We start from the raw sequence: 18,855 nt of genomic DNA, 5'->3' as shown, positions 1-18,855 counted from the left end.
ACGTGGTCGTTCCGATTTCCCCGAGGCGCAATGCTTGACCGCCATGACCGTCGAAACCGTGCACTCTCACCTGGCCGCCCATGGGGTTCACCTGTGAGCCTGGCCATGCGCCTGCCCGCGCTGCTGGTTGCGTTACTGCCGCTGGCTGCCCAGGCGCTGGAGGTTAATATCGACCCGCATGCCGACCTGCTCTACCGCCAGGCGTTGCCATTGCTGGAACAGGCCGACAATCAGGAAGAAGGCAGCAGCACTCTGCGCACGTCGCTGGGCGCCGACCCGGAGCTCAGCCGCCAGGGGCAGGCAATGGCTCACACCTTGCCTACAGCGGTGGCCCTGTTGAAAAAGTCGGTCGAACTGGGCCACCCGGTCGCTCAGTACCGGTTGGCCCTGTACTACATGACCTACCTTCCCGCGGCGCAGATCCCTGAAGCTGCCTGCCCGTTGCTCGAAGCCAGCCTAAAGCAGGGCTTTGCCGCACCCGCACCGGCCATCGCCACCTGGTGCCAGCCCTACAATGCCAGTAGCGATTACCGCACAGCCCTGGAGGCCATCCCCAGCATGGCCACCGTGTACGCCCCCTACTACCCGCAGCCTGCCACCCACCTGGCCTGCCGACGCAACCAGCCACAAGGCCTGGAAATGCTGTGGGGGCGCCAGCGTGACTACCAGGCCGAGGTGTACCGCCTGCTCAGCGAACTGGACCCACAGCACCGGTTGAGCCTGCTGCAGAAGGCGGTCGACATCAATGGCTGCGTGACAGCGCAGCAACACCTGACCCGGCACCCCTAGCCGGTGCCCGGGGGCATTACAGGCGCTCACGCCAAAAGCGCTGTCGACCAGCAAGATCGTTCAAGCCAACCCCCTGCCCGTCTGGCATGCTGGCCTGCCCTGTAAACGCATTGCAGACACCATGCCCACCATTGCTCGCCAAGCCTTTCTCCACGGCGCCATCGCCATCCTGCCGCTGTCCCTTGCCGTCGCCCCTTGGGGCCTGCTCGCCGGGTCGATGGCCATCGAGGCCAACCTAAGCCCTTGGCAGGGCCAAGGGCTGTCGGCCATCGTCTTTGCCGGCGCCGCGCAACTGGTGGCCATCGGCATGCTCAAGGGCGGCGCCAACCTGGCATCGATACTGCTGACCACTTTGCTGTTGACCTCACAGCACCTGCTGTATGGCCTGTCGATGCGCCCAGTGCTGTCCAACCAGCCGCTGCGCTGGCGGCTGGGCCTGGGCTTTCTGTTGACCGACGAATTCTTCGCCCTGACCAGCCAGTACGACCAGCAGCAGTTCAACCGCTGGTACGCGTTAGGGGTAGGCCTGACCTTCTACGTTGCCTGGAACCTGTTCACGCTGGCCGGCATCCTGCTGGGCCAGAGCATTCCACACCTGGACCAGTATGGGCTGGACTTTTCCATCGTCGCCACCTTCGTGGCCTTGATCGCGCCGCTGGTGCGCAACCTCGCCACGCTGGCGTGCGTAGCCGTGTCGCTGTTCTGCTCGGTACTGTTCAGCTACTGGCACTGGGAGACCGCCCTGGTCGCCGCCGGGCTGCTGGGCATGAGCGCCGGTTTCATCTGCCAGAAATTTGCCGGAGCACGCACATGACCTGGGTGCTGATTTTTGCCATGGGGGCCATCGTGTTTCTCAACCGCTACGCGTTTCTGGAACCGCGCCTGCCCTTACGGCTTAGCTCCAACGCGCGGCAATTTCTGGGCTTTGCCGTACCGGGCATGCTCACGGCCATCTGCGGCCCCATCATTTTCCTGCCCGAGCACCAGCTCGAATTGAGCCTGCTCAACCCCTACCTGCTGGGCTCACTGGCGGCCATCACCTTGGTGCTGTTGACCCGCAGCGTAGTGCTGAGCATGCTGGTGAGCATGTTGATCTTCTTCCTGTTGCGCAGTTGGCTGGCATGAGCGGGGCACTGCGGGAGCAGACACACCTTTGGCAGGCGCCAGCGCTGGGCGACGTCGAGATGCTGCACGCGCGTTACGTTCAGCAGCGCTTCGCCCCGCACGTCCACGAGGGCTATGTGTTCACCGTGATCGAGTCCGGCGCCCAGCGTTTCTGGCACCGCGGCAGCGAGCACCTGGCCCCGGTCGGCAGCATGGTGCTGATCAACCCGGACGAACTGCACACCGGCGCCACCGCTCACGAAGCAGGTTGGCGCTATCGCGGTTTCTACCCGGAGCATGAGCGGGTTACCGGTGTGCTCGACGAACTGGAGCTGGGGCGTCACGGCATGCCCAGCTTCAAGGCCAGCGTGATCCAAGACCCGGCGCTGGCCTTTGCATTCAGCCAACTGCACCAGTTGTCCGAAGCCGGTGCCAGCGCCCTGCAGCAACAGACGGCCTGGCGCCAGGCGGTGCTGGCGCTGGTGCAGCGCCATGGGCAATGCGCGGCGCCTTCGGCCCCGGGCCAAGAGCCCCTGGCAGTGGCCCGCGCGCGCGAACTGCTGGAAAGCCGGCTGGCCGACCCGCCTTCGCTGGAGGCGCTGGCAGCGGCGGTCAACCTGTCGCCATTTCACTTCGCCCGGGTGTTTCGCCAGGCTACCGGCCTGCCGCCGCATGCCTGGCTCAAACAGCGGCGCCTGGCCCGTGCACGGGAAATGCTGAAAAGCGGCCTGGTAGCGTCGCAGGTCGCGTTCGACCTGGGCTTTGCCGACCAGAGCCACCTGAGCCGGCAGTTCAAGCAGGCCTACGGCGTGCCGCCGGGCGTTTATCGCAGCGCCTGGAGGTCAGGCTGAGCTGTGGCACCTCGCCACAGGCAGGCCGCCTAGCCACTGCTACACTAACAGGGCTGAACGGAGGATCCTGCCATGTCCCAAAGAGAGCTCACCACCCTACTGTCGCTGATGAACCAGCGCCAGGCCTGCCTGAGTAGCGCGTGCAAGGAGATTGCCGACTGGATCGACCGGCAGGGCGATGTGCCCGCCGCAGGCAAGATTCGCGCGAGTTTACGGGCGCTGGAAGCCGACGAGGCGCAGGTCCGCAAGACCTTGACCTCGCTGACCCTCGACCGGCCACTGCCCAAGTTTCGCAGTTGACCGGCGCGCCAAGGCTACCTTGCTGAAACCTGTCAGTGCTGCATGTGCATGTGGTCGTGGCCGCCGCCCGCCTCGGCGGTGAGCGCGCGCACTTCAGCCTGCACTTCCACGGTTTCCTTGGCGCCTTTGGCGTCTTCGATGGTCAGGCTCAGCGGTACTTTCTCGCCTTCCTTGACCTGGCCGTTCAGGCCCATCAGCATCACATGCAGGCCATTGGGGTCCAGCGTAACGGCTTTGCCCGCTGGTAGCTCGACAGCCTTCACCTCACGCATGCCCATCACATCGCCGTTCATGGTCATTTCGTGTACCTGAACGGTCTTGGCAACTGGCGACGCCACGCTCACCAGCTTGCTGTCGCTGCTGGCGGTCAGGGTCATGAATGCGCCGGTGGACTGCTGGTGCGGCACGCTGGCACGCACCCAGGCTTCACTCACGGTGGTCTGGGCCAGGGCCGGCAGTGCCAGCCCGGCAAGGGCCAGGGCAGCCAAGCCGCGTTTGATCGGTTGCATCAACATTCAGCAGATCTCCATCAGGGTGACCAGGTCTTCGGCGCATTCCTTGGCTGTCAGGGAATGGCCCAGGCTCAGGCGCAGGGTGCCACGTGTATCGTAGACGTAGCTGGTGGACGAATGAGAAATGGTGTAGGTGTCCCCGGCCGGGACTTTCTCGTAGAACACCTTGAATTCCTTGGCTACTGCGGCAATTTCTTCGGGGGTGCCGGTCAGTGCGATGAACGTGGGGTCAAAGGCCTTGACGTAGGCATCGAGCACCTCGGGGGTGTCGCGCTCCGGGTCCAGGGTGATGAACACCACCTGGAACAGGTCGCGGTCGCGGCCGCGCAGGGTCTTGCGGATCTGCGCCGCACGCGCCAGCGTGGTCGGGCAGATCGCCGGGCACTGGGTGAATCCGAAGAAAATCATGGGCATGCTGCCGTAGAAGCTCGACAGGGTACGCACGTTGCCTTGCGGGTCCTTGAGGCTGAACTTGCGCCCGAGGATCTCGTTGCTCATGTTCTTGCCGTACTTGAACTCGAGCCCCCGCGCCGGGCTGCAGCCCGCCAGCAGGCCGAGCCCGAGAACGCCCATGCCGGCGACGACTGCCCGCCGGCTATATAGATCATTCATGAAACCATCCTTTACAGGGAAGGTGCCGGCCCTCGGGACGGGCCGGTCGAAAAACCGGGGCATTCTGGCATGACACCCAGAGGGGTTCTACCCGACCTGGGCAGGTAAGGCCTGCAGCCCTTGAAATACGGGCTGCGGCCTGTTGTCGCAGGGCTTGAAAACGTAACACTTTATTGCTAAGTGTGCGGACTTTAGCGGCCTGTTCAGGCGCGGCCTCGTGTCGCGATCGGGCTGCAACGCAGCCCGAGCAAGCATGCGCCAAGGCAACGGTGCGGCTGCAGCCCAGCAGCTGCCGGAAGGCTTAGTAGTAGGCGTTTTCTTTCTGGCTGTGGTCAGTCACGTCACGCACGCCCTTCAGCTCCGGGATACGCTCGAGCAGGGTGCGCTCGATGCCCTCTTTCAGGGTAACGTCAGCCTGGCCGCACCCTTGGCAACCACCGCCAAACTGCAGCACAGCAATGCCGTCGTCCACTACATCTACCAGGCTGACCTGGCCGCCATGGCTGGCCAGACCAGGGTTGATCTCGGTCTGCAGGTAGTAGTTGATACGCTCGTTGATCGGGCTGTCTTCATTGACCATCGGCACCTTGGCGTTCGGCGCCTTGATGGTCAGCTGGCCACCCATGCGGTCGGTGGCGTAATCGACCAGGGCATCTTCCAGGAACGGCACGCTGACCGCATCCAGGTAAGCGGTAAAGCTCTTGAGGCCAACGGCGGTGTCGTCAGGCTTCTCTTCGCCCGGCTTGCAGTAGGCGATGCAGGTTTCGGCGTACTGGGTGCCCGGCTGGGTGATGAAAATACGAATGCCGATGCCAGGCGTGTTCTGCTTGGAGAGCAGATCGGCCAGGTAGTCATGGGCGGCGTCGGTAATGGTTATAGCGCTCATGTAGGTTCCTCACAGACTTGCCGCCAAGTGTACGCCAACCGGCGCATCGAACAAAGTCCTAGTATTTGACTCGGGAAAGCGCATAGGCCGGCTCGCCCCCTCGCGGCGCCGCCAGCCACGCCTGCATGCGCCGGTACAGGCCACGTTCCAGCCAGCAATAGCTGAACCACGACATTAGTCCAATGGACGGCACGCACACGGCGAATACCCAGTAAGGATTCAACTGCAGCCGCTGGCTGGCGAACCAGCCGGCATACAGCACCAGCACATGGATCAGGTACACGGAATACGAGCAGTCGCCCAGCGCCTTGAGCAGCCGGTTGCCTTCGAACATCGGTTCCAGGGCGATGAAGGCCAGCACGATCATTGCGCTCGGCACGCCCCAATGCAGCAAACGCTGCGATGCATCGAGGTGATAGATGGCCAGGCCTGCCGCCCCCAGCAACAGCAACGCCAGCACCCGGCCCTGGCGGATCAGCCCATGGCGATACAATACCCCAAGGCCGATGCCGAGCAGGAACTCATAGATGATGTCGTTGTTGTAAAAGCGGCTGAGCAAGCCAAACCGCCCCAGCACCTCGCTGACCAGCAGCAAGGCGCCAGCCACCAGCAACAGGTGGTGCCGTTTGCGCACGAGGAAAGCCAGGCCGAACAGCAGGTAGAAGAACATTTCGAAGTTCAGCGTCCAGCCCACGTTCAAGGTGGGATACAGGCCGTAACCGCCGGGGTTCTCCGCCGGGATGAACAGCAGCGACAGCAGCAAGTGATGCCAACTGAACACCTGGTGCGGCATCCATTGGCTGAACGCCAGCAACAGCAAGGCCATCAGGGCCGTATAGAACCAGTAGGCGGGAACGATGCGCAGCACCCGGTTGAGCAGAAACTGTCGCGGCTCGACCGGCTTGTCGCAGGTCGACAGGTAGATGACCAGCCCACTGATCACGAAGAAGATGTCCACGCCCACGGCGCCCCGGTCAGTGAGCAATTGGCCGACGGGGCCCGTAGCATGGAAGTCGAAGAAGATCTGCATGAAATGGTGGCAGACCACCACCCAAGCGGCGAATGCCCGCAATGCCTGAAGCGAATACAACATGAAAGAACCTGCGCTTTTCGGTGCATTGAGGCCCGTATCGGCTGCGTGAGCACCGATACAGGCCACCTAACCCTCTCCGACCGCAGGTGTATCGGAAAGGTCAGCCAAACCGATCAGAGGTTTTCGTAGCGGTTCATGTCCAGCACCCCGGCCTCGAGCGGCTCGGTTTCCTTGATGTAGCTGTTCAGGTCATGGAAGTAGCGCCAGAACTCGGGGTGGCTGCGGCGCACGCCCCAGCGCATGACAATGCGTTCGAACTTCGCCGCATCGTCCTTCGCGTACTCCATGTCCTCGACGAATTCCGGCACATCCTTGGTCGGGATGTTGAACATGAAGTTCGGGTAACTGCTGAGCACACCGGGGTACAGGGTCAGGGTGTCCAGGCCAGGCTGGTAGCGATAGGCCTCGCCAAGCAGGAAGGCCACGTTGCTGTGCGCGCGGTTGCGTAGCAGGCTGTACACCTGGCGCTGGCCGCCCTGCCCTTCGATGCGCAACATCGTCGCCTCGGGCAGCTGGTTGATCACCTTCAGCCCGGCCGCCGGGCGCGAGACCAGGCGGCTGAGCGACTGCTCGGCATTGCGGAACTCTTCGCTAATTTGCGGCCGCGAGCAGAAGGCGCCCTGGCAGCGGTTGATCGGGTCGGGCGCGGCATTCAGGCTGCCGGTGCGCTGCAACAGCTTGAGGCCGAAGTCGCGCGTGGGGTTGCGCGGGTCAAGCTTGATACCGCTCGGCGTGTCACTGTCGATGTCCTCGTAGTCCAGCCACATCTTGACCTTGCCGCTGTTCTGGTACCAGTCGCCAAGAATCGCCTTGCGCTGTTCTGCCGGCATCAGGCGCAGGAAATTGACCTCGGCACCGTTGCGGATCAGGTCGAAGTACAGGCGCGTCTGCAACTGGTGGGACACGTTGCCATACACATCGAAATTGACTGCCAGCTGGTAATAGGTGCGTTCGAGCAGCGGGTAGTCGAACAGCCAGACGGTAAGGGGCACATCGCCGACCAGGCCCTTGGTGACCGAGGCGCTGTCGAAATGACGGAATATGCTCAGCAAGGCATTGTCGTTACCCGCCCACAGCGTCGCCCAGCCTGGGGCCGGCAGCTCGGCATAGGCTTCCCGGCGCAGCTTTTCATACGCGTTGCGCTTGTCGCGGTACGCGTGCCACAGGCTCAGCACACTGCCCACGTCGTCGTTCTGGCCTGGCATGGCCAGCAACGGCGTGGCTTCGCCGCGGTAGTGCGCATCGGTGATGTAGCGGTCGTGCGCGGGCTCCTGGAACAATGCCCAGAAGTTGTCGCGAATCACGTCGGTGGCGATCTGCCCCCGGCAAACAGGCCCGCGGATGAAGGTGCGCACGAAGTACTCGGCGTTATCCAGCATGAACTGGTAGCGCGCCACCGCCGGGATGGCCTCGAAGGTTTCGAACGGGTTGGCGCGGTGGCGTGGGCCATAGCCGGGCAGCGCGCTGGCATGCCAGTCACCGGCATAGAACAGCTGCTTCACCCGCTTGAGCTTTTGCGGCCCCATTGGGTAGGTGATGTGCGTCTTGTGCACGATCACGCCCTGCACCGGGATCAACCGGTAGTAGAAGTCGGTACCGGGCGGGTCGTTGGGCCGCCGCGTGGCGATGATGTCTGCTGGCTGGCCGCTTGGCGTGCGCGAGCGCACCCACTGGAAGAAGTGGCCCTGCTCGCCCCCTGTAAAATAGATATGCGCCAGGAACAGGTGCTCGTACAGCCAGCGGCCAACCAGCGCTTCGGTGGAGCCTGGGCGGTTGAGCAGTTCCTCCCATTCGGCGATTTGCCGGGCTTCGGCAGCGCTGGGTTGGATCGGCTGGTATTCGACCGGCGCGCCGGCGGCCAGCCAACGGCGCATGGTGTCGTATTCCTGGTCCGTCAACCCGGTCACGGCCAGCGGCATGCCTTCCCTGGGATGGGCGCCGGCGTAGGCATCGAACTCATGGGGCAAGGGGCACATGTTGTTGCGGTTCAGGCCCAGGACGATCTCGTCAGGCACCTTGGCATTGGGCGTGAGTGGCGTCTTGTGCCCCAGTTCGAGCATGCGCGCCATCAGCGCGGCCTGGCTGCCCTGGTTGTCGAGCACCGAGTAAAAGCCTTTCTTGCGCCACTCGCTCTCGCTGTGGGCGTCGTAGAACAGCCGCGTGGTGGGCACTGCCTGGCTGCGCTCGCCCTGGTACACCGGAACCTTGCTGGCCCCGCGTACTGCGCCTTCGGGGCTTTCCAGCTTCAGTTGGCAGGCGGCATCGTTGCAGGCGTGGCAGGCCACGCATTTCTCGGTGAAAATGGGTTGGATGTCCCGGGTGTAGGATATGGCCGGGCTCGACTGGGGAGCTTGCCCAAGCACCGCGCCACTGAGGAGCAGGGCGAAAGCGCCGGCAAGGATACGTTGCACCATGTGCGGAAAGTCCTGGTTCTTGAAGCCATCACGATTTGTTGCCTGGTCGTCCTTGGCCACCGTTTTTCACCGGCTAGGCCAACATGAGCAGAATTCATGGAAATGGGCGATGCACCTAAAAACCGCGCAGCTTTGTTATGATTCGGCCCCTTCTGATATTCGCCCGACCAGGTAGTTCCTATGTCCGACCGCAGCGCTCGTCTCCAAGCACTCCAGAACGCCCTCGAAGAGCGCATCCTGATCCTCGACGGCGGCATGGGCACTATGATCCAAAGCTACCGGCTCGAGGAACACGACTATCGTGGCACGCGTTTCGCCGATTGGCCAAGCGATGTCAAGGGTAACAACGATTTGTTGCTGCTCAGCCGCCCAGACGTGATCGCTGCCATCGAGAAAGCCTACCTGGATGCGGGCGCGGATATTCTCGAAACCAACACCTTCAACGCCACGCAAATTTCCCAGGCCGACTACGGCATGGAATCGCTGGTATACGAGCTGAACGTCGAAGGCGCGCGCATTGCCCGCCAGGTGGCCGATGCCAAGACGCTGGAAACCCCCGACAAGCCGCGCTTCGTTGCTGGCGTGCTCGGCCCTACCAGCCGCACCTGTTCGATTTCACCGGACGTCAACGACCCTGGCTACCGCAACGTCACCTTCGACGAGCTGGTGGTCAACTATGTGGAGGCCACCCGTGGCCTGATCGAAGGCGGCGCCGACCTGATTTTGATCGAGACCATCTTCGATACCCTCAACGCCAAGGCGGCGATCTTCGCCGTGCAACAGGTGTTCGAGGAAGACAGCATCGAACTGCCGATCATGATCTCCGGCACCATTACCGATGCCTCCGGGCGCACCCTGTCGGGCCAGACCACCGAAGCGTTCTGGAACTCGGTACGCCACGCCAAGCCGATTTCCGTGGGGCTGAACTGCGCCCTGGGCGCCAAGGACCTGCGCCCGTACCTGGAAGAACTGTCGACCAAGGCCGACACCCATGTCTCGGCACACCCCAACGCCGGCCTGCCCAACGCCTTCGGTGAATACGACGAAAGCCCTGCCGAAATGGCCGCGGTGGTCGAGGAATTCGCCGCCAGCGGGTTCCTCAACATCATCGGCGGTTGCTGCGGTACCACCCCAGGCCACATCCAGGCGATTGCCGAAGCGGTCGCCAAATACCCGCCACGCGAGATTCCGGAAATCGCCAAGGCCTGCCGCCTGTCAGGCCTGGAGCCGTTCACCATCGACCGCCAGTCGCTGTTCGTGAACGTTGGCGAGCGTACCAACATCACCGGCTCCGCCAAGTTCGCCCGGCTTATCCGTGAAGAGAACTACACCGAAGCCCTGGAAGTCGCCCTGCAGCAGGTCGAAGCCGGCGCCCAGGTGATCGACATCAACATGGACGAAGGGATGCTCGACTCCCAGGCCGCCATGGTCCGCTTCCTCAACCTGATCGCTGGCGAACCGGACATCTCGCGCGTGCCGATCATGATCGACTCGTCGAAGTGGGAAGTGATCGAGGCGGGCCTGAAGTGCATCCAGGGCAAGGGCATCGTCAACTCCATTTCCATGAAAGAAGGCGTGGAGCAGTTCAAGCACCATGCCCGCCTGTGCAAACGCTACGGCGCCGCCGTGGTGGTCATGGCCTTCGACGAAGTGGGCCAGGCCGACACGGCTGCGCGCAAGAAGGAAATCTGCCAGCGCAGTTACGACATCCTGGTCAACGAAGTGGGCTTCCCGCCGGAAGACATCATCTTCGACCCGAATATCTTCGCCGTCGCCACCGGTATCGAAGAGCACAACAACTACGCCGTCGATTTCATCGAAGCCTGTGCCTACATTCGCGACCACCTGCCGCATGCGCTGAGCTCGGGCGGTGTGTCCAACGTGTCGTTCTCGTTCCGTGGCAACAACCCGGTGCGTGAGGCGATCCACTCGGTGTTCCTCTACCACGCGATCCAGAACGGCCTGACCATGGGTATCGTCAACGCCGGCCAGCTGGAAATCTACGACGAAATTCCCGCTGCGCTGCGCGAAAAGGTCGAGGACGTGGTGCTCAACCGCACCCCGCACGGCACCGACGCCCTGCTGGCAATCGCCGAAGACTACCGCGGCGGCGGCGCCACCAAAGAGGTGGAAAACGAAGAGTGGCGCTCGCTGCCGGTGGAAAAACGCCTGGAGCACGCGCTGGTCAAGGGCATTACCGCATTCATCGTCGAGGACACCGAAGCCTGCCGCCAGCAGTGCGCACGCCCGATCGAAGTGATCGAAGGCCCGCTGATGAACGGCATGAACGTGGTCGGGGACCTGTTCGGCGCGGGCAAGATGTTCCTGCCCCAGGTGGTCAAGTCGGCCCGGGTGATGAAGCAGGCAGTGGCGCACCTGATCCCCTTCATCGAGGCCGAGAAAGGTGACAAGCCCGAAGCCAAAGGCAAGATCCTGATGGCCACGGTGAAAGGCGACGTGCACGACATCGGCAAGAACATCGTTGGCGTGGTGCTGGGCTGCAACGGTTACGATATCGTCGACCTTGGCGTGATGGTGCCGGCCGAGAAAATTCTGCAGACCGCTCGCGACGAAAAGTGCGACATCATCGGCCTCTCCGGCCTGATCACGCCGTCGCTGGACGAGATGGTCCACGTTGCCCGCGAAATGCAGCGCCAGGGCTTCACGCTGCCGCTGATGATCGGGGGCGCCACAACGTCCAAGGCGCATACCGCCGTCAAGATCGAACCGAAGTACAGCAACGATGCCGTGGTCTACGTCACCGACGCCTCGCGCGCGGTTGGCGTGGCTACCCAGTTGCTCTCCAGGGAGCTCAAGCCAGGTTTCATCGAGCGGACCCGCCAGGAGTACGTAGAAGTACGCGAACGCACCGCCAACCGCAGTGCCCGTACCGAGCGCCTGAGCTACGCCCAGGCCATCGCCGCCAAGCCGCAATACGATTGGGCCGGCTACCAGCCAGCGGTACCCTCCTTCACCGGCGTGAAGGTGCTGGAAGACATCGATCTGCGCACCTTGGCCGAATACATCGACTGGACACCGTTCTTCATTTCCTGGGACCTGGCCGGCAAGTTCCCGCGCATCCTCACCGACGAGGTGGTCGGCGAAGCGGCCACGGCGCTGTACAACGATGCCCGCGAAATGCTCGACAAGCTGATCGACGAAAAGCTGATCAGTGCCCGGGCGGTGTTCGGCTTCTGGCCGGCCAACCAGGTCGCCGATGACGATATCGAAGTCTACGGTGCAGATGGCCAGACCTTGGCCACCCTGCACCACCTGCGCCAGCAAACCATCAAGCCGGACGGCAAGGCCAACTGGTCGCTGGCCGACTTCGTCGCGCCCAAAGGCAGCGGCGTGTCCGATTACGTGGGGGGCTTCATCACCACGGCCGGCATTGGTGCCGAGGAAGTGGCCAAGGCGTATCAGGACAAAGGCGACGACTACAGCTCGATCATGGTCAAGGCCCTGGCCGACCGCCTGGCCGAAGCCTGTGCCGAATGGCTGCACGAACAGGTGCGCAAGGAACACTGGGGTTATGCCCGCGACGAGCAACTGGACAACGAAGCGCTGATCAAGGAGCAGTACCGCGGCATCCGCCCGGCACCGGGCTACCCGGCCTGCCCGGACCATACCGAAAAAGAGACCCTGTTCCGCCTGCTCGATGGCACGGCCATTGGCGAAACCGGGCCAAGCGGCGTGTTCCTCACCGAGCACTTCGCGATGTTCCCGGCCGCGGCGGTCAGTGGCTGGTACTTCGCCCACCCGCAGGCGCAGTACTTTGCCGTGGGCAAGGTCGACAAGGACCAGATCGAGTGTTACAGCGCGCGTAAAGGCCAGGATGTCAGCGTCAGCGAGCGCTGGCTGGCCCCTAACCTGGGTTACGACAGCTGAGTCTGCCGGGGCCGTCTTGCGGCCCTTCGCGACACCCGGTTGCGGCTGCCCGGGCCCGGTTGCTTCGGCAGGTGCGGGCTCAGGTCGCCAAAGGGGTTGCACAGCAGCGGCAAACCCCACCTACACTGTCCTTGATTGCCTCTGATTATTCAGGAGCCACCATGGACGATTCCAGCCAAGGCAAACCGCCGACTTTCTGGCAGATGCTGCACAGCATCCTCGCCGCCGCCTTCGGCGTGCAAAGCGGCAAGAACCGCGCCCGCGACTTCACCCATGGCAAGGCAAGCCATTTCATCGTCATGGGCACACTGTTCACCTTGGTGTTCATTGCCGTGCTGATTGGCCTGGTGCAACTGGCGCTACACCTTACCGCGCGTTAATCACTGGGCCGCAAAGCACAACGCCTGCGCAATGGCTGCCGCAGGCGCCGTGGCTGCATCACGGTCGGAAGGTTCAAGTCACTGGTGGCTGACCCAGTACACGGCGGTGACGACCACCAGCACGATCAGGCAGAGGATCGCCCAGGCATCGACACTGCTGTCAGCTTTGCGGACCTTGGTTGAGTTTCCCATTGCATTGCCTCTTGTAGTGGTTATGGGAATGCACTTCACAACCAGCAGTTAAGACGAGCAATGCCCTTCTCTCAAGCAGGGTCTTTCAATATTCGACCGGCGACGTCAAAAACGGGTATTGGTAACTGGCAGGCCGCCCTTCGGCGCTGTAACGCTGAAAATCCACGCCATAGTCGTCCCGCTCCAGCAGTTTCAGCCAACGCCTGGCCTTGGCCTGGTCAATCACCTGCATGACCGGCGCCGTGTGTACACGCAAGCCATCACGGTCCAGCGCCAGCCCCTGGGCATCATCGTGCAGCATCACCATGGCCCAGCCACCGAGGGTGAAATGCCCACCCAACAGCACGCTCAAGCGGCCGTCGATGCGCGCACGCAGCGCCTCGGGCGAACTGTTCACAGCACCGAACAGCACATCACGCCCCGGCGTATGGCCGGCTTCCTGGAAAGCTTGCATGGCGCCGAAGGCCATTTCGTCATTGGCCGACCACACCAGGCCAATGTTCGGGTAACGCTGCAGCAGCAGCTGTGCCTGCTCGTAGGCCCGCTGTCGGCTCCAGCCGCCATACACCACCTGGCGCAGGCGCACCTGGGGGAAATCGGCCAGCGCCCTGCGCATACCCTGCTCGCGAAGTTGCGAGGCCGGCGTGGTCTTGACGCCGACAAACGCCAGCAACTCTACCGGGCCATGGCCACGTGGCAATTGCGCGACCATCTGATGCAACATCTCGAAACCAGCCTGTTCGTCATTGCTGGTCAATGTGCCCAGTGGCGCGGCAAACTTGTCGGGCTGGGCCAGGATGCTGCGCTCCTGGCTGGCCGTGAGGCCATTGTTCACCAGCAGCAGCTTCACCCCAGAGCCGCGCGAAAGGCGCAGGATTTCCGGCGCCACGTATTGCTCGTTGACAACCACCAGGTAATCGGGACGCTGCGCCGCGGTGAGTATCGCCCTGGCCTGGGTCAACGCCTGGTCGGGGTTGCGCTCGGTGTATTGCACGCGCAGGGTCATGCCCAGCTCCTGGGCGGCGGCCTGCATGAACCGGCTGTAGCTGTTCCAGAACGTCTCACTGGACAGCCCCGGGTTGAGGAATACCACTGAAGCCGATTGTGCGCTCGCCGCCAGCGGCAAGGCAAGACAAATGCTTTGGCACAACGCCTTCAACATAGGCTGGCATCCCTGTAACGCAAACCGCGGATTATACCCGCCGCGCCGGTATACTGGGCACAAATGGCAGTCAGTCTCACATAGTCCATTTGGTTCTTTTCATATGCAAAAACATCACTTTAGCGCATAAACGCAACCTGCTATCGTTCCCCGGCTCCGTACCGGAGTGCGCGGCCGTGCGCGCGAATAGCTGCATGCCTGAGACAGGACTTTTATGTACGTATACGACGAGTACGATCAGCGGATCATCGAGGACCGCGTCAAGCAGTTCCGTGATCAGACCCGCCGCTACCTGGCCGGTGAGCTGAGCGAAGAAGAATTCCGCCCTCTGCGCCTGCAGAACGGCCTATACATCCAACGTTTCGCGCCGATGCTGCGTGTCGCCGTGCCGTACGGCCAGCTGAACGCCACCCAGGTTCGCACCCTGGCCAAAATCGCCCGCGACTACGACAAGGGCTACGCCCACATTTCCACCCGGCAGAACGTGCAGTACAACTGGCCGGCGCTGGAAGATGTTCCGGACATCCTTGCCGAGCTGGCCAAAGTGCAGATGCACGCGATCCAGACCAGCGGCAACTGCCTGCGCAACACCACCACCGACCAGTTCGCCGGGGTTGCTGCAGACGAGGTCATCGACCCGCGGCCATGGTGCGAAATCGTGCGCCAGTGGACCACCTTCCACCCGGAATTCGCCTTCCTGCCGCGCAAGTTCAAAATTGCCATCAATGGCTCCCAGGAAGACCGTGCCGCCATCGAAGTGCACGATATCGGCCTGGAGCCGGTGCGCAATGCGGCCGGTGAGCTGGGCTTCCGCGTATTGGTAGGCGGCGGCCTGGGGCGTACCCCGGTGGTCGGCTCGTTCATCAACGAATTCCTGCCGTGGCAAGACCTGATCAGCTACCTCGACGCCATCCTGCGCGTGTACAACCGTTACGGTCGCCGTGACAACAAGTACAAGGCGCGGATCAAGATCCTGGTCAAGGCCCTGACCCCGGAAGTGTTCGCCGAAAAGGTCGAGGCCGAAATGGTCCACCTGCGTGGCGGCAGCACTACCCTGACCGAAGCCGAAGTGCAGCGGGTATCGCGCCACTTCGTCGACCCCGAATACCTGGCCCTGGACAACGTCGACTTCGCCGCCCAGGACGCCGAGTACCCTGGCTTCGCCCGCTGGCGCTCGCGCAACACCCGCGCTCACAAGCGGCCGGGTTACGTGGCCGTTACCCTGTCGCTCAAACCCACCGGCGTGGCCCCGGGTGACCTGACCGACAAGCAGCTGGACGCCGTGGCCGACCTGGCCGAGCGCTATAGCTTCGGCTTCCTGCGTACCTCGCACGAGCAGAACATCATCTTGGCCGATGTCGAGCAGCGCCAACTGCACGCGCTGTGGCTGGAATTGCGCGAAAGCGGCTTCGCCACCCCGAACATCGGCCTGCTGACCGACATCATCTGCTGCCCGGGCGGTGATTACTGCTCGCTGGCCAATGCCAAGTCGATCCCGATTGCCGAGTCCATCCAGCGCCGCTTCGACGACCTGGACTACCTGTTCGACATCGGCGAAATCGACCTGAACATTTCCGGCTGCATGAACGCCTGCGGCCACCACCACGTGGGCCACATCGGCATCCTCGGCGTGGACAAGAAAGGTGAGGAGTTCTACCAGGTGTCGCTGGGCGGCAACGCTGCACGCGGCGCTAGCCTGGGCAAGATCCTCGGCCCGTCCTTCGCCCAGGATGACATGGCCGATGTGATCGAAAAGCTGATCGCGGTGTACGTCGAGCAACGTACCGAGGAAGAGCGTTTCATCGACACCTACCAGCGTATCGGTATCGACCCCTTCAAGGAACGCGTCTATGCAGCGAATCATTAAGAACAATCAGATCGTCGACGAAACCTGGCACCTGCTGCCCAAGGAAACGGCTTTCGACGAGCTGACCAACTGCGACGACTACATCGTTCCGCTGCAGATGTGGCGTGACCATGCCCATGTGCTCAAGGCCCGCGACGGCGGCCTTGGCGTGTGGCTGGACAGCGACCAGGAAGCCGAAGAAATCGGTGAAGACGTGCAGTACTTCCAGGTCATCGCCTTGAACTTCCCCGCCTTCACCGACGGGCGCAGCTACTCCAACGCGCGCCTGCTGCGTGACCGCTACGGCTTCAAGGGCGAGCTGCGTGCCATTGGTGACGTGCTGCGCGACCAGTTGTTCTACATGGCCCGTTGCGGTTTCGATGCATTCGCCATCCGTGCCGACAAGGACCCGGAAGACGCATTGCAGGGCCTCAAGGACTTCTCGGTGACCTACCAGGCCGCTACCGACGAGCCGCTGCCGCTGTTCCGTCGCCGCTGATTGCCACCTGCAACACCCACGGCCCGCCGCGATGGCGGGCCGTTTCATTTGCACCCGCCGGTACCGCTCAACCCTGCCCCAGCTTCCTCCCAGCCCACCCACGCCTGCGCCCTTTTTTGCCTGGGGATCAAATGTCCTTGGCCGAACACCGCCTTAATCAAACCGCGTCAAACTTGCACACTGCTCCACACTCAAACAACGGACGGGGCTGCACCCCCTGGCTGAATTCCAGCCCCTTCCCTCACCTAGCAGGAGCCACCTCATGAGCATTCCATCTTTTGGTCTCGGTACTTTTCGCCTTACGGGCCAGACGGTCATCGACTCGGTCAAGGCCGCCCTCGAGCTAGGCTACCGGGCCATCGACACCGCGCAGATCTACAAGAACGAAGCAGAGGTCGGCCAGGCCATCGCCGAGAGCGGTGTACCACGCGGTGAATTGTTCATTACCACCAAGATCTGGGTCGACAACTACGCCCCTGGCAAGCTGCAAGACAGCTTGAAGGAAAGCCTGGAAAAACTGCGCACCGACTACGTGGACCTGTTGCTGATCCACTGGCCAGCCCCGGGCAACGGCGTTGACCTGCCCGCCTACATGGCCGCCTTGGCCGAGGTCAAGAAAGCGGGCCTGACCCGCCAGATCGGGGTGTCGAACTTCAATATCGCGTTGACCGAGCAAGCCATCGAGGTGGTGGGCAAAGGCGAAATCGCCACCAACCAGATCGAGCTCAGCCCGTACTTGCAGAACAGCAAGCTGGCTGCCTACCTCGAGGCGCAAGGCATCACTGTCACGTCCTACATGACCTTGGCCTACGGCAAGGTGCTGAAGGACCCGGTGCTGACCGAGATCGCCACCAAGCACAAGGCCACGGTGGCCCAGGTTGCCCTGGCCTGGGCCCTGCAACTGGGCTACGCGGTGATCCCCTCGTCGACCCAGCGCGAGAACCTGGCCAGCAATCTGTTGGCCCGTAGCCTGAAGCTGGATGACCAAGACATGGCACGCATCGCCACGCTGGAACGCAATGGCCGTGAAGTCAGCCCGCCGGGCCTTGCCCCTGATTGGGACTGAGACACTCTGCAGGGGGGGTCATGGGACCGAGCGCCACTTTGCACGGCCAAGCCGTGTACAGTACGCCTACAACAATGCCCACAAAGGAGCCCGGCCCATGAGCGTAACGCTGTCCCCCCTGCACATCGACTGCGATTTCGATTCTGGCAATATCCAGGTACTGGATGCCAGCAACCCGGCGCAGGTGCGCCTGGCCATCCGCCCGGACACCCACAGCGACCATTACCAGTGGTTCCACTTCAGGGTCAGCGGGCTGACGCTGGGCCAGGTCCACCGCTTCAGCCTCGACAACGCCTCTGGCGCTTCGTACAAGCATGCCTGGAGCGGCTACAACGCCGTTGCCAGTTACGACCAGCAACGCTGGTTCCGGGTACCCAGCCAGTTCGATGGCAGCGCGCTTTCGTTCGAGCTCAAGGCTGAACAGCCGCAGGTCTGGTTCGCCTACTTCGAACCTTACCCGCGCGCTCGCCACAACCAGTTGATCGAGCGGGCCCGGCAACTGCCCGGTGTCGAATTGCTGGCAAGCGGCCGCAGCGTGCAAGGCCGGGACATTCCCCTGCTACGGGCGGGTGATGGTGCCGAGGGCAAGCGCAAGCTATGGCTGATCGCCCAGCAACACCCCGGCGAGCACATGGCCGAATGGTTCATGGAGGGCGTGATAGACCGCCTGCAGGCTAACGACACGGTGATTCAGCAACTGCTGGGCAAAGCCGATCTGTACCTGATCCCCAACATGAACCCCGACGGCGCCTTCCTTGGCCATTTGCGCACCAACTTCAAAGGCAAGGACCTCAACCGTGCCTGGCAGGACGCCAGTGTCGAACTCACCCCGGAAGTGTTCTTCGCCCAGGCGCAGATGAAGCAATATGGTGTGGACGCCTTCATCGACGTGCACGGTGATGAAGAAATCCCCCATGTATTCACGGCGGCGTGCGAGGGCAACCCAGGCTACACACCCCGGCTGGCAAAGCTTGAGGCGCAGTTCCGCAGCACCCTGTGCAGCCTTACCCGCGACTTCCAGACGGTACATGGCTACACCCGCGACGAGCCTGGCCAGGCGAACACCACCCTGGCCTGCAATGCGGTGGGCATGGCGTACGACTGCCTGTCGCTGACCCTGGAAATGCCATTCAAGGACCATGATGATGCGCCCAACGCCGCCACCGGCTGGTCGGGCGCGCGCTCCAAGGCACTGGCCGGCGCCGTGCTGGAGACGCTGGCAGGCATGCTTGGTGACTTGCGCTGACCCCGCGGTTGGCGC

At 62.8% G+C, this 18,855-nt stretch carries 17 protein-coding genes; 11 read left to right on the top strand and 6 right to left on the bottom strand.

All coding sequences use genetic code 11. The features are described 5' to 3' along the window. Positions 1–93: 93 nt before the first annotated feature. The 5 genes from EGJ22_RS07075 (at position 94) to EGJ22_RS07055 (ending at position 3,044) form a co-directional block, all read left to right on the top strand. Positions 94–789, top strand: coding sequence for a hypothetical protein (locus tag EGJ22_RS07075; RefSeq protein ID WP_029884916.1), 696 nt, complete (start codon positions 94–96; stop codon positions 787–789). A 121-nt stretch (positions 790–910) separates the two neighbouring features. After that, positions 911–1,603 (top strand): AzlC family ABC transporter permease, encoded by a 693-nt coding sequence (locus EGJ22_RS07070; protein ID WP_029884915.1) that lies wholly within the window; start codon positions 911–913, stop codon positions 1,601–1,603. Continuing rightward, entirely contained in the window at positions 1,600–1,914 is a 315-nt protein-coding gene (locus EGJ22_RS07065; RefSeq protein WP_009685903.1) for an AzlD domain-containing protein, read from the top strand. Before EGJ22_RS07070 ends, EGJ22_RS07065 begins: the two co-directional genes overlap by 4 nt. Then, the gene (locus EGJ22_RS07060; RefSeq protein WP_029884914.1) at positions 1,911–2,744 is read left to right on the top strand and encodes an AraC family transcriptional regulator; all 834 of its coding nucleotides are present in this window, start codon (positions 1,911–1,913) and stop codon (positions 2,742–2,744) included. Before EGJ22_RS07065 ends, EGJ22_RS07060 begins: the two co-directional genes overlap by 4 nt. 72 nt (positions 2,745–2,816) lie before the next feature. Then, the gene (locus tag EGJ22_RS07055) at positions 2,817–3,044 is read left to right on the top strand and encodes a hypothetical protein (RefSeq protein ID WP_029884913.1); all 228 of its coding nucleotides are present in this window, start codon (positions 2,817–2,819) and stop codon (positions 3,042–3,044) included. A 32-nt stretch (positions 3,045–3,076) separates the two neighbouring features. On the opposite strand, the gene EGJ22_RS07050 is transcribed toward EGJ22_RS07055, so the two are convergent. The 5 genes from EGJ22_RS07050 to EGJ22_RS07030 all read right to left on the bottom strand — a co-directional run bounded on the left by EGJ22_RS07050 (position 3,077) and on the right by EGJ22_RS07030 (position 8,561). Beyond that, entirely contained in the window at positions 3,077–3,559 is a 483-nt protein-coding gene (locus EGJ22_RS07050; protein WP_029884912.1) for a copper chaperone PCu(A)C, read from the bottom strand. Beyond that, the gene (locus tag EGJ22_RS07045; RefSeq protein ID WP_009685906.1) at positions 3,560–4,168 is read right to left on the bottom strand and encodes an SCO family protein; all 609 of its coding nucleotides are present in this window, start codon (positions 4,166–4,168) and stop codon (positions 3,560–3,562) included. Positions 4,169–4,469: 301 nt separating this feature from the next. Continuing rightward, complete coding sequence (gene nfuA / locus EGJ22_RS07040; protein ID WP_003250416.1) at positions 4,470–5,054, bottom strand: Fe-S biogenesis protein NfuA; 585 nt, start codon at positions 5,052–5,054, stop codon at positions 4,470–4,472. A gap of 58 nt (positions 5,055–5,112) precedes the next feature. Next, entirely contained in the window at positions 5,113–6,147 is a 1,035-nt protein-coding gene (locus EGJ22_RS07035) for an acyltransferase (protein WP_064314467.1), read from the bottom strand. Positions 6,148–6,260: 113 nt separating this feature from the next. Continuing rightward, the gene (locus EGJ22_RS07030) at positions 6,261–8,561 is read right to left on the bottom strand and encodes a fatty acid cis/trans isomerase (protein WP_029886970.1); all 2,301 of its coding nucleotides are present in this window, start codon (positions 8,559–8,561) and stop codon (positions 6,261–6,263) included. 180 nt (positions 8,562–8,741) lie between these two features. Here EGJ22_RS07030 and metH point away from each other — a divergent pair, with 180 nt between their 5' ends. Further along, the gene (gene metH / locus EGJ22_RS07025; RefSeq protein WP_029886969.1) at positions 8,742–12,449 is read left to right on the top strand and encodes a methionine synthase; all 3,708 of its coding nucleotides are present in this window, start codon (positions 8,742–8,744) and stop codon (positions 12,447–12,449) included. 161 nt (positions 12,450–12,610) lie between these two features. After that, positions 12,611–12,829 (top strand): DUF2970 domain-containing protein, encoded by a 219-nt coding sequence (locus EGJ22_RS07020; protein WP_009685910.1) that lies wholly within the window; start codon positions 12,611–12,613, stop codon positions 12,827–12,829. A gap of 277 nt (positions 12,830–13,106) precedes the next feature. On the opposite strand, the gene EGJ22_RS07015 is transcribed toward EGJ22_RS07020, so the two are convergent. After that, positions 13,107–14,183 carry an ABC transporter substrate-binding protein gene (locus EGJ22_RS07015; RefSeq protein WP_064314466.1) on the bottom strand — a complete coding sequence of 359 codons (1,077 nt, stop codon included), beginning with the start codon at positions 14,181–14,183 and terminating at the stop codon, positions 13,107–13,109. 214 nt (positions 14,184–14,397) lie between these two features. On the opposite strand from EGJ22_RS07015, the gene EGJ22_RS07010 reads away from it, so the two are divergent. From EGJ22_RS07010 to EGJ22_RS06995, 4 genes are all read left to right on the top strand, one after another. Beyond that, the gene (locus tag EGJ22_RS07010) at positions 14,398–16,050 is read left to right on the top strand and encodes a nitrite/sulfite reductase (protein ID WP_009685912.1); all 1,653 of its coding nucleotides are present in this window, start codon (positions 14,398–14,400) and stop codon (positions 16,048–16,050) included. Continuing rightward, complete coding sequence (locus EGJ22_RS07005) at positions 16,034–16,528, top strand: DUF934 domain-containing protein (protein WP_029886967.1); 495 nt, start codon at positions 16,034–16,036, stop codon at positions 16,526–16,528. The genes EGJ22_RS07010 and EGJ22_RS07005 overlap by 17 nt, the downstream gene beginning before the upstream one ends. Positions 16,529–16,790: 262 nt before the next feature. Then, a complete protein-coding gene (gene dkgB, locus EGJ22_RS07000; RefSeq protein WP_029886966.1) occupies positions 16,791–17,594 on the top strand; it encodes a 2,5-didehydrogluconate reductase DkgB in 804 nt (267 codons plus the stop codon). A 97-nt stretch (positions 17,595–17,691) separates the two neighbouring features. Further along, on the top strand, positions 17,692–18,840 hold the full coding sequence (locus tag EGJ22_RS06995; RefSeq protein ID WP_029886965.1) for a M14-type cytosolic carboxypeptidase: 1,149 nt from the start codon (positions 17,692–17,694) through the stop codon (positions 18,838–18,840). The last annotated feature ends 15 nt before the right edge of the window (positions 18,841–18,855 follow it).

The organism is Pseudomonas sp. p99-361 (assembly GCF_003935475.1).
Lineage (GTDB): Bacteria > Pseudomonadota > Gammaproteobacteria > Pseudomonadales > Pseudomonadaceae > Aquipseudomonas > Aquipseudomonas juntendi.
This window is presented reverse-complemented; position numbering and strand designations above follow the sequence as displayed.

Bases quoted from the DNA above. Each gene is read 5' to 3' on its own strand.
- EGJ22_RS07070 (WP_029884915.1), top strand. From the start codon at position 911: ATGCCCACCATTGCTCGCCAAGCCTTTCTCCACGGCGCCATCGCCATC.
- EGJ22_RS07065 (WP_009685903.1), top strand. From the start codon at position 1,600: ATGACCTGGGTGCTGATTTTTGCCATGGGGGCCATCGTGTTTCTCAAC.
- EGJ22_RS07060 (WP_029884914.1), top strand. From the start codon at position 1,911: ATGAGCGGGGCACTGCGGGAGCAGACACACCTTTGGCAGGCGCCAGCG.
- EGJ22_RS07055 (WP_029884913.1), top strand. From the start codon at position 2,817: ATGTCCCAAAGAGAGCTCACCACCCTACTGTCGCTGATGAACCAGCGC.
- EGJ22_RS07050 (WP_029884912.1), bottom strand. From the start codon at position 3,559: ATGTTGATGCAACCGATCAAACGCGGCTTGGCTGCCCTGGCCCTTGCC.
- EGJ22_RS07045 (WP_009685906.1), bottom strand. From the start codon at position 4,168: ATGAATGATCTATATAGCCGGCGGGCAGTCGTCGCCGGCATGGGCGTT.
- nfuA (WP_003250416.1), bottom strand. From the start codon at position 5,054: ATGAGCGCTATAACCATTACCGACGCCGCCCATGACTACCTGGCCGAT.
- EGJ22_RS07035 (WP_064314467.1), bottom strand. From the start codon at position 6,147: ATGTTGTATTCGCTTCAGGCATTGCGGGCATTCGCCGCTTGGGTGGTG.
- EGJ22_RS07030 (WP_029886970.1), bottom strand. From the start codon at position 8,561: ATGGTGCAACGTATCCTTGCCGGCGCTTTCGCCCTGCTCCTCAGTGGC.
- metH (WP_029886969.1), top strand. From the start codon at position 8,742: ATGTCCGACCGCAGCGCTCGTCTCCAAGCACTCCAGAACGCCCTCGAA.
- EGJ22_RS07020 (WP_009685910.1), top strand. From the start codon at position 12,611: ATGGACGATTCCAGCCAAGGCAAACCGCCGACTTTCTGGCAGATGCTG.
- EGJ22_RS07015 (WP_064314466.1), bottom strand. From the start codon at position 14,183: ATGTTGAAGGCGTTGTGCCAAAGCATTTGTCTTGCCTTGCCGCTGGCG.
- EGJ22_RS07010 (WP_009685912.1), top strand. From the start codon at position 14,398: ATGTACGTATACGACGAGTACGATCAGCGGATCATCGAGGACCGCGTC.
- EGJ22_RS07005 (WP_029886967.1), top strand. From the start codon at position 16,034: ATGCAGCGAATCATTAAGAACAATCAGATCGTCGACGAAACCTGGCAC.
- dkgB (WP_029886966.1), top strand. From the start codon at position 16,791: ATGAGCATTCCATCTTTTGGTCTCGGTACTTTTCGCCTTACGGGCCAG.
- EGJ22_RS06995 (WP_029886965.1), top strand. From the start codon at position 17,692: ATGAGCGTAACGCTGTCCCCCCTGCACATCGACTGCGATTTCGATTCT.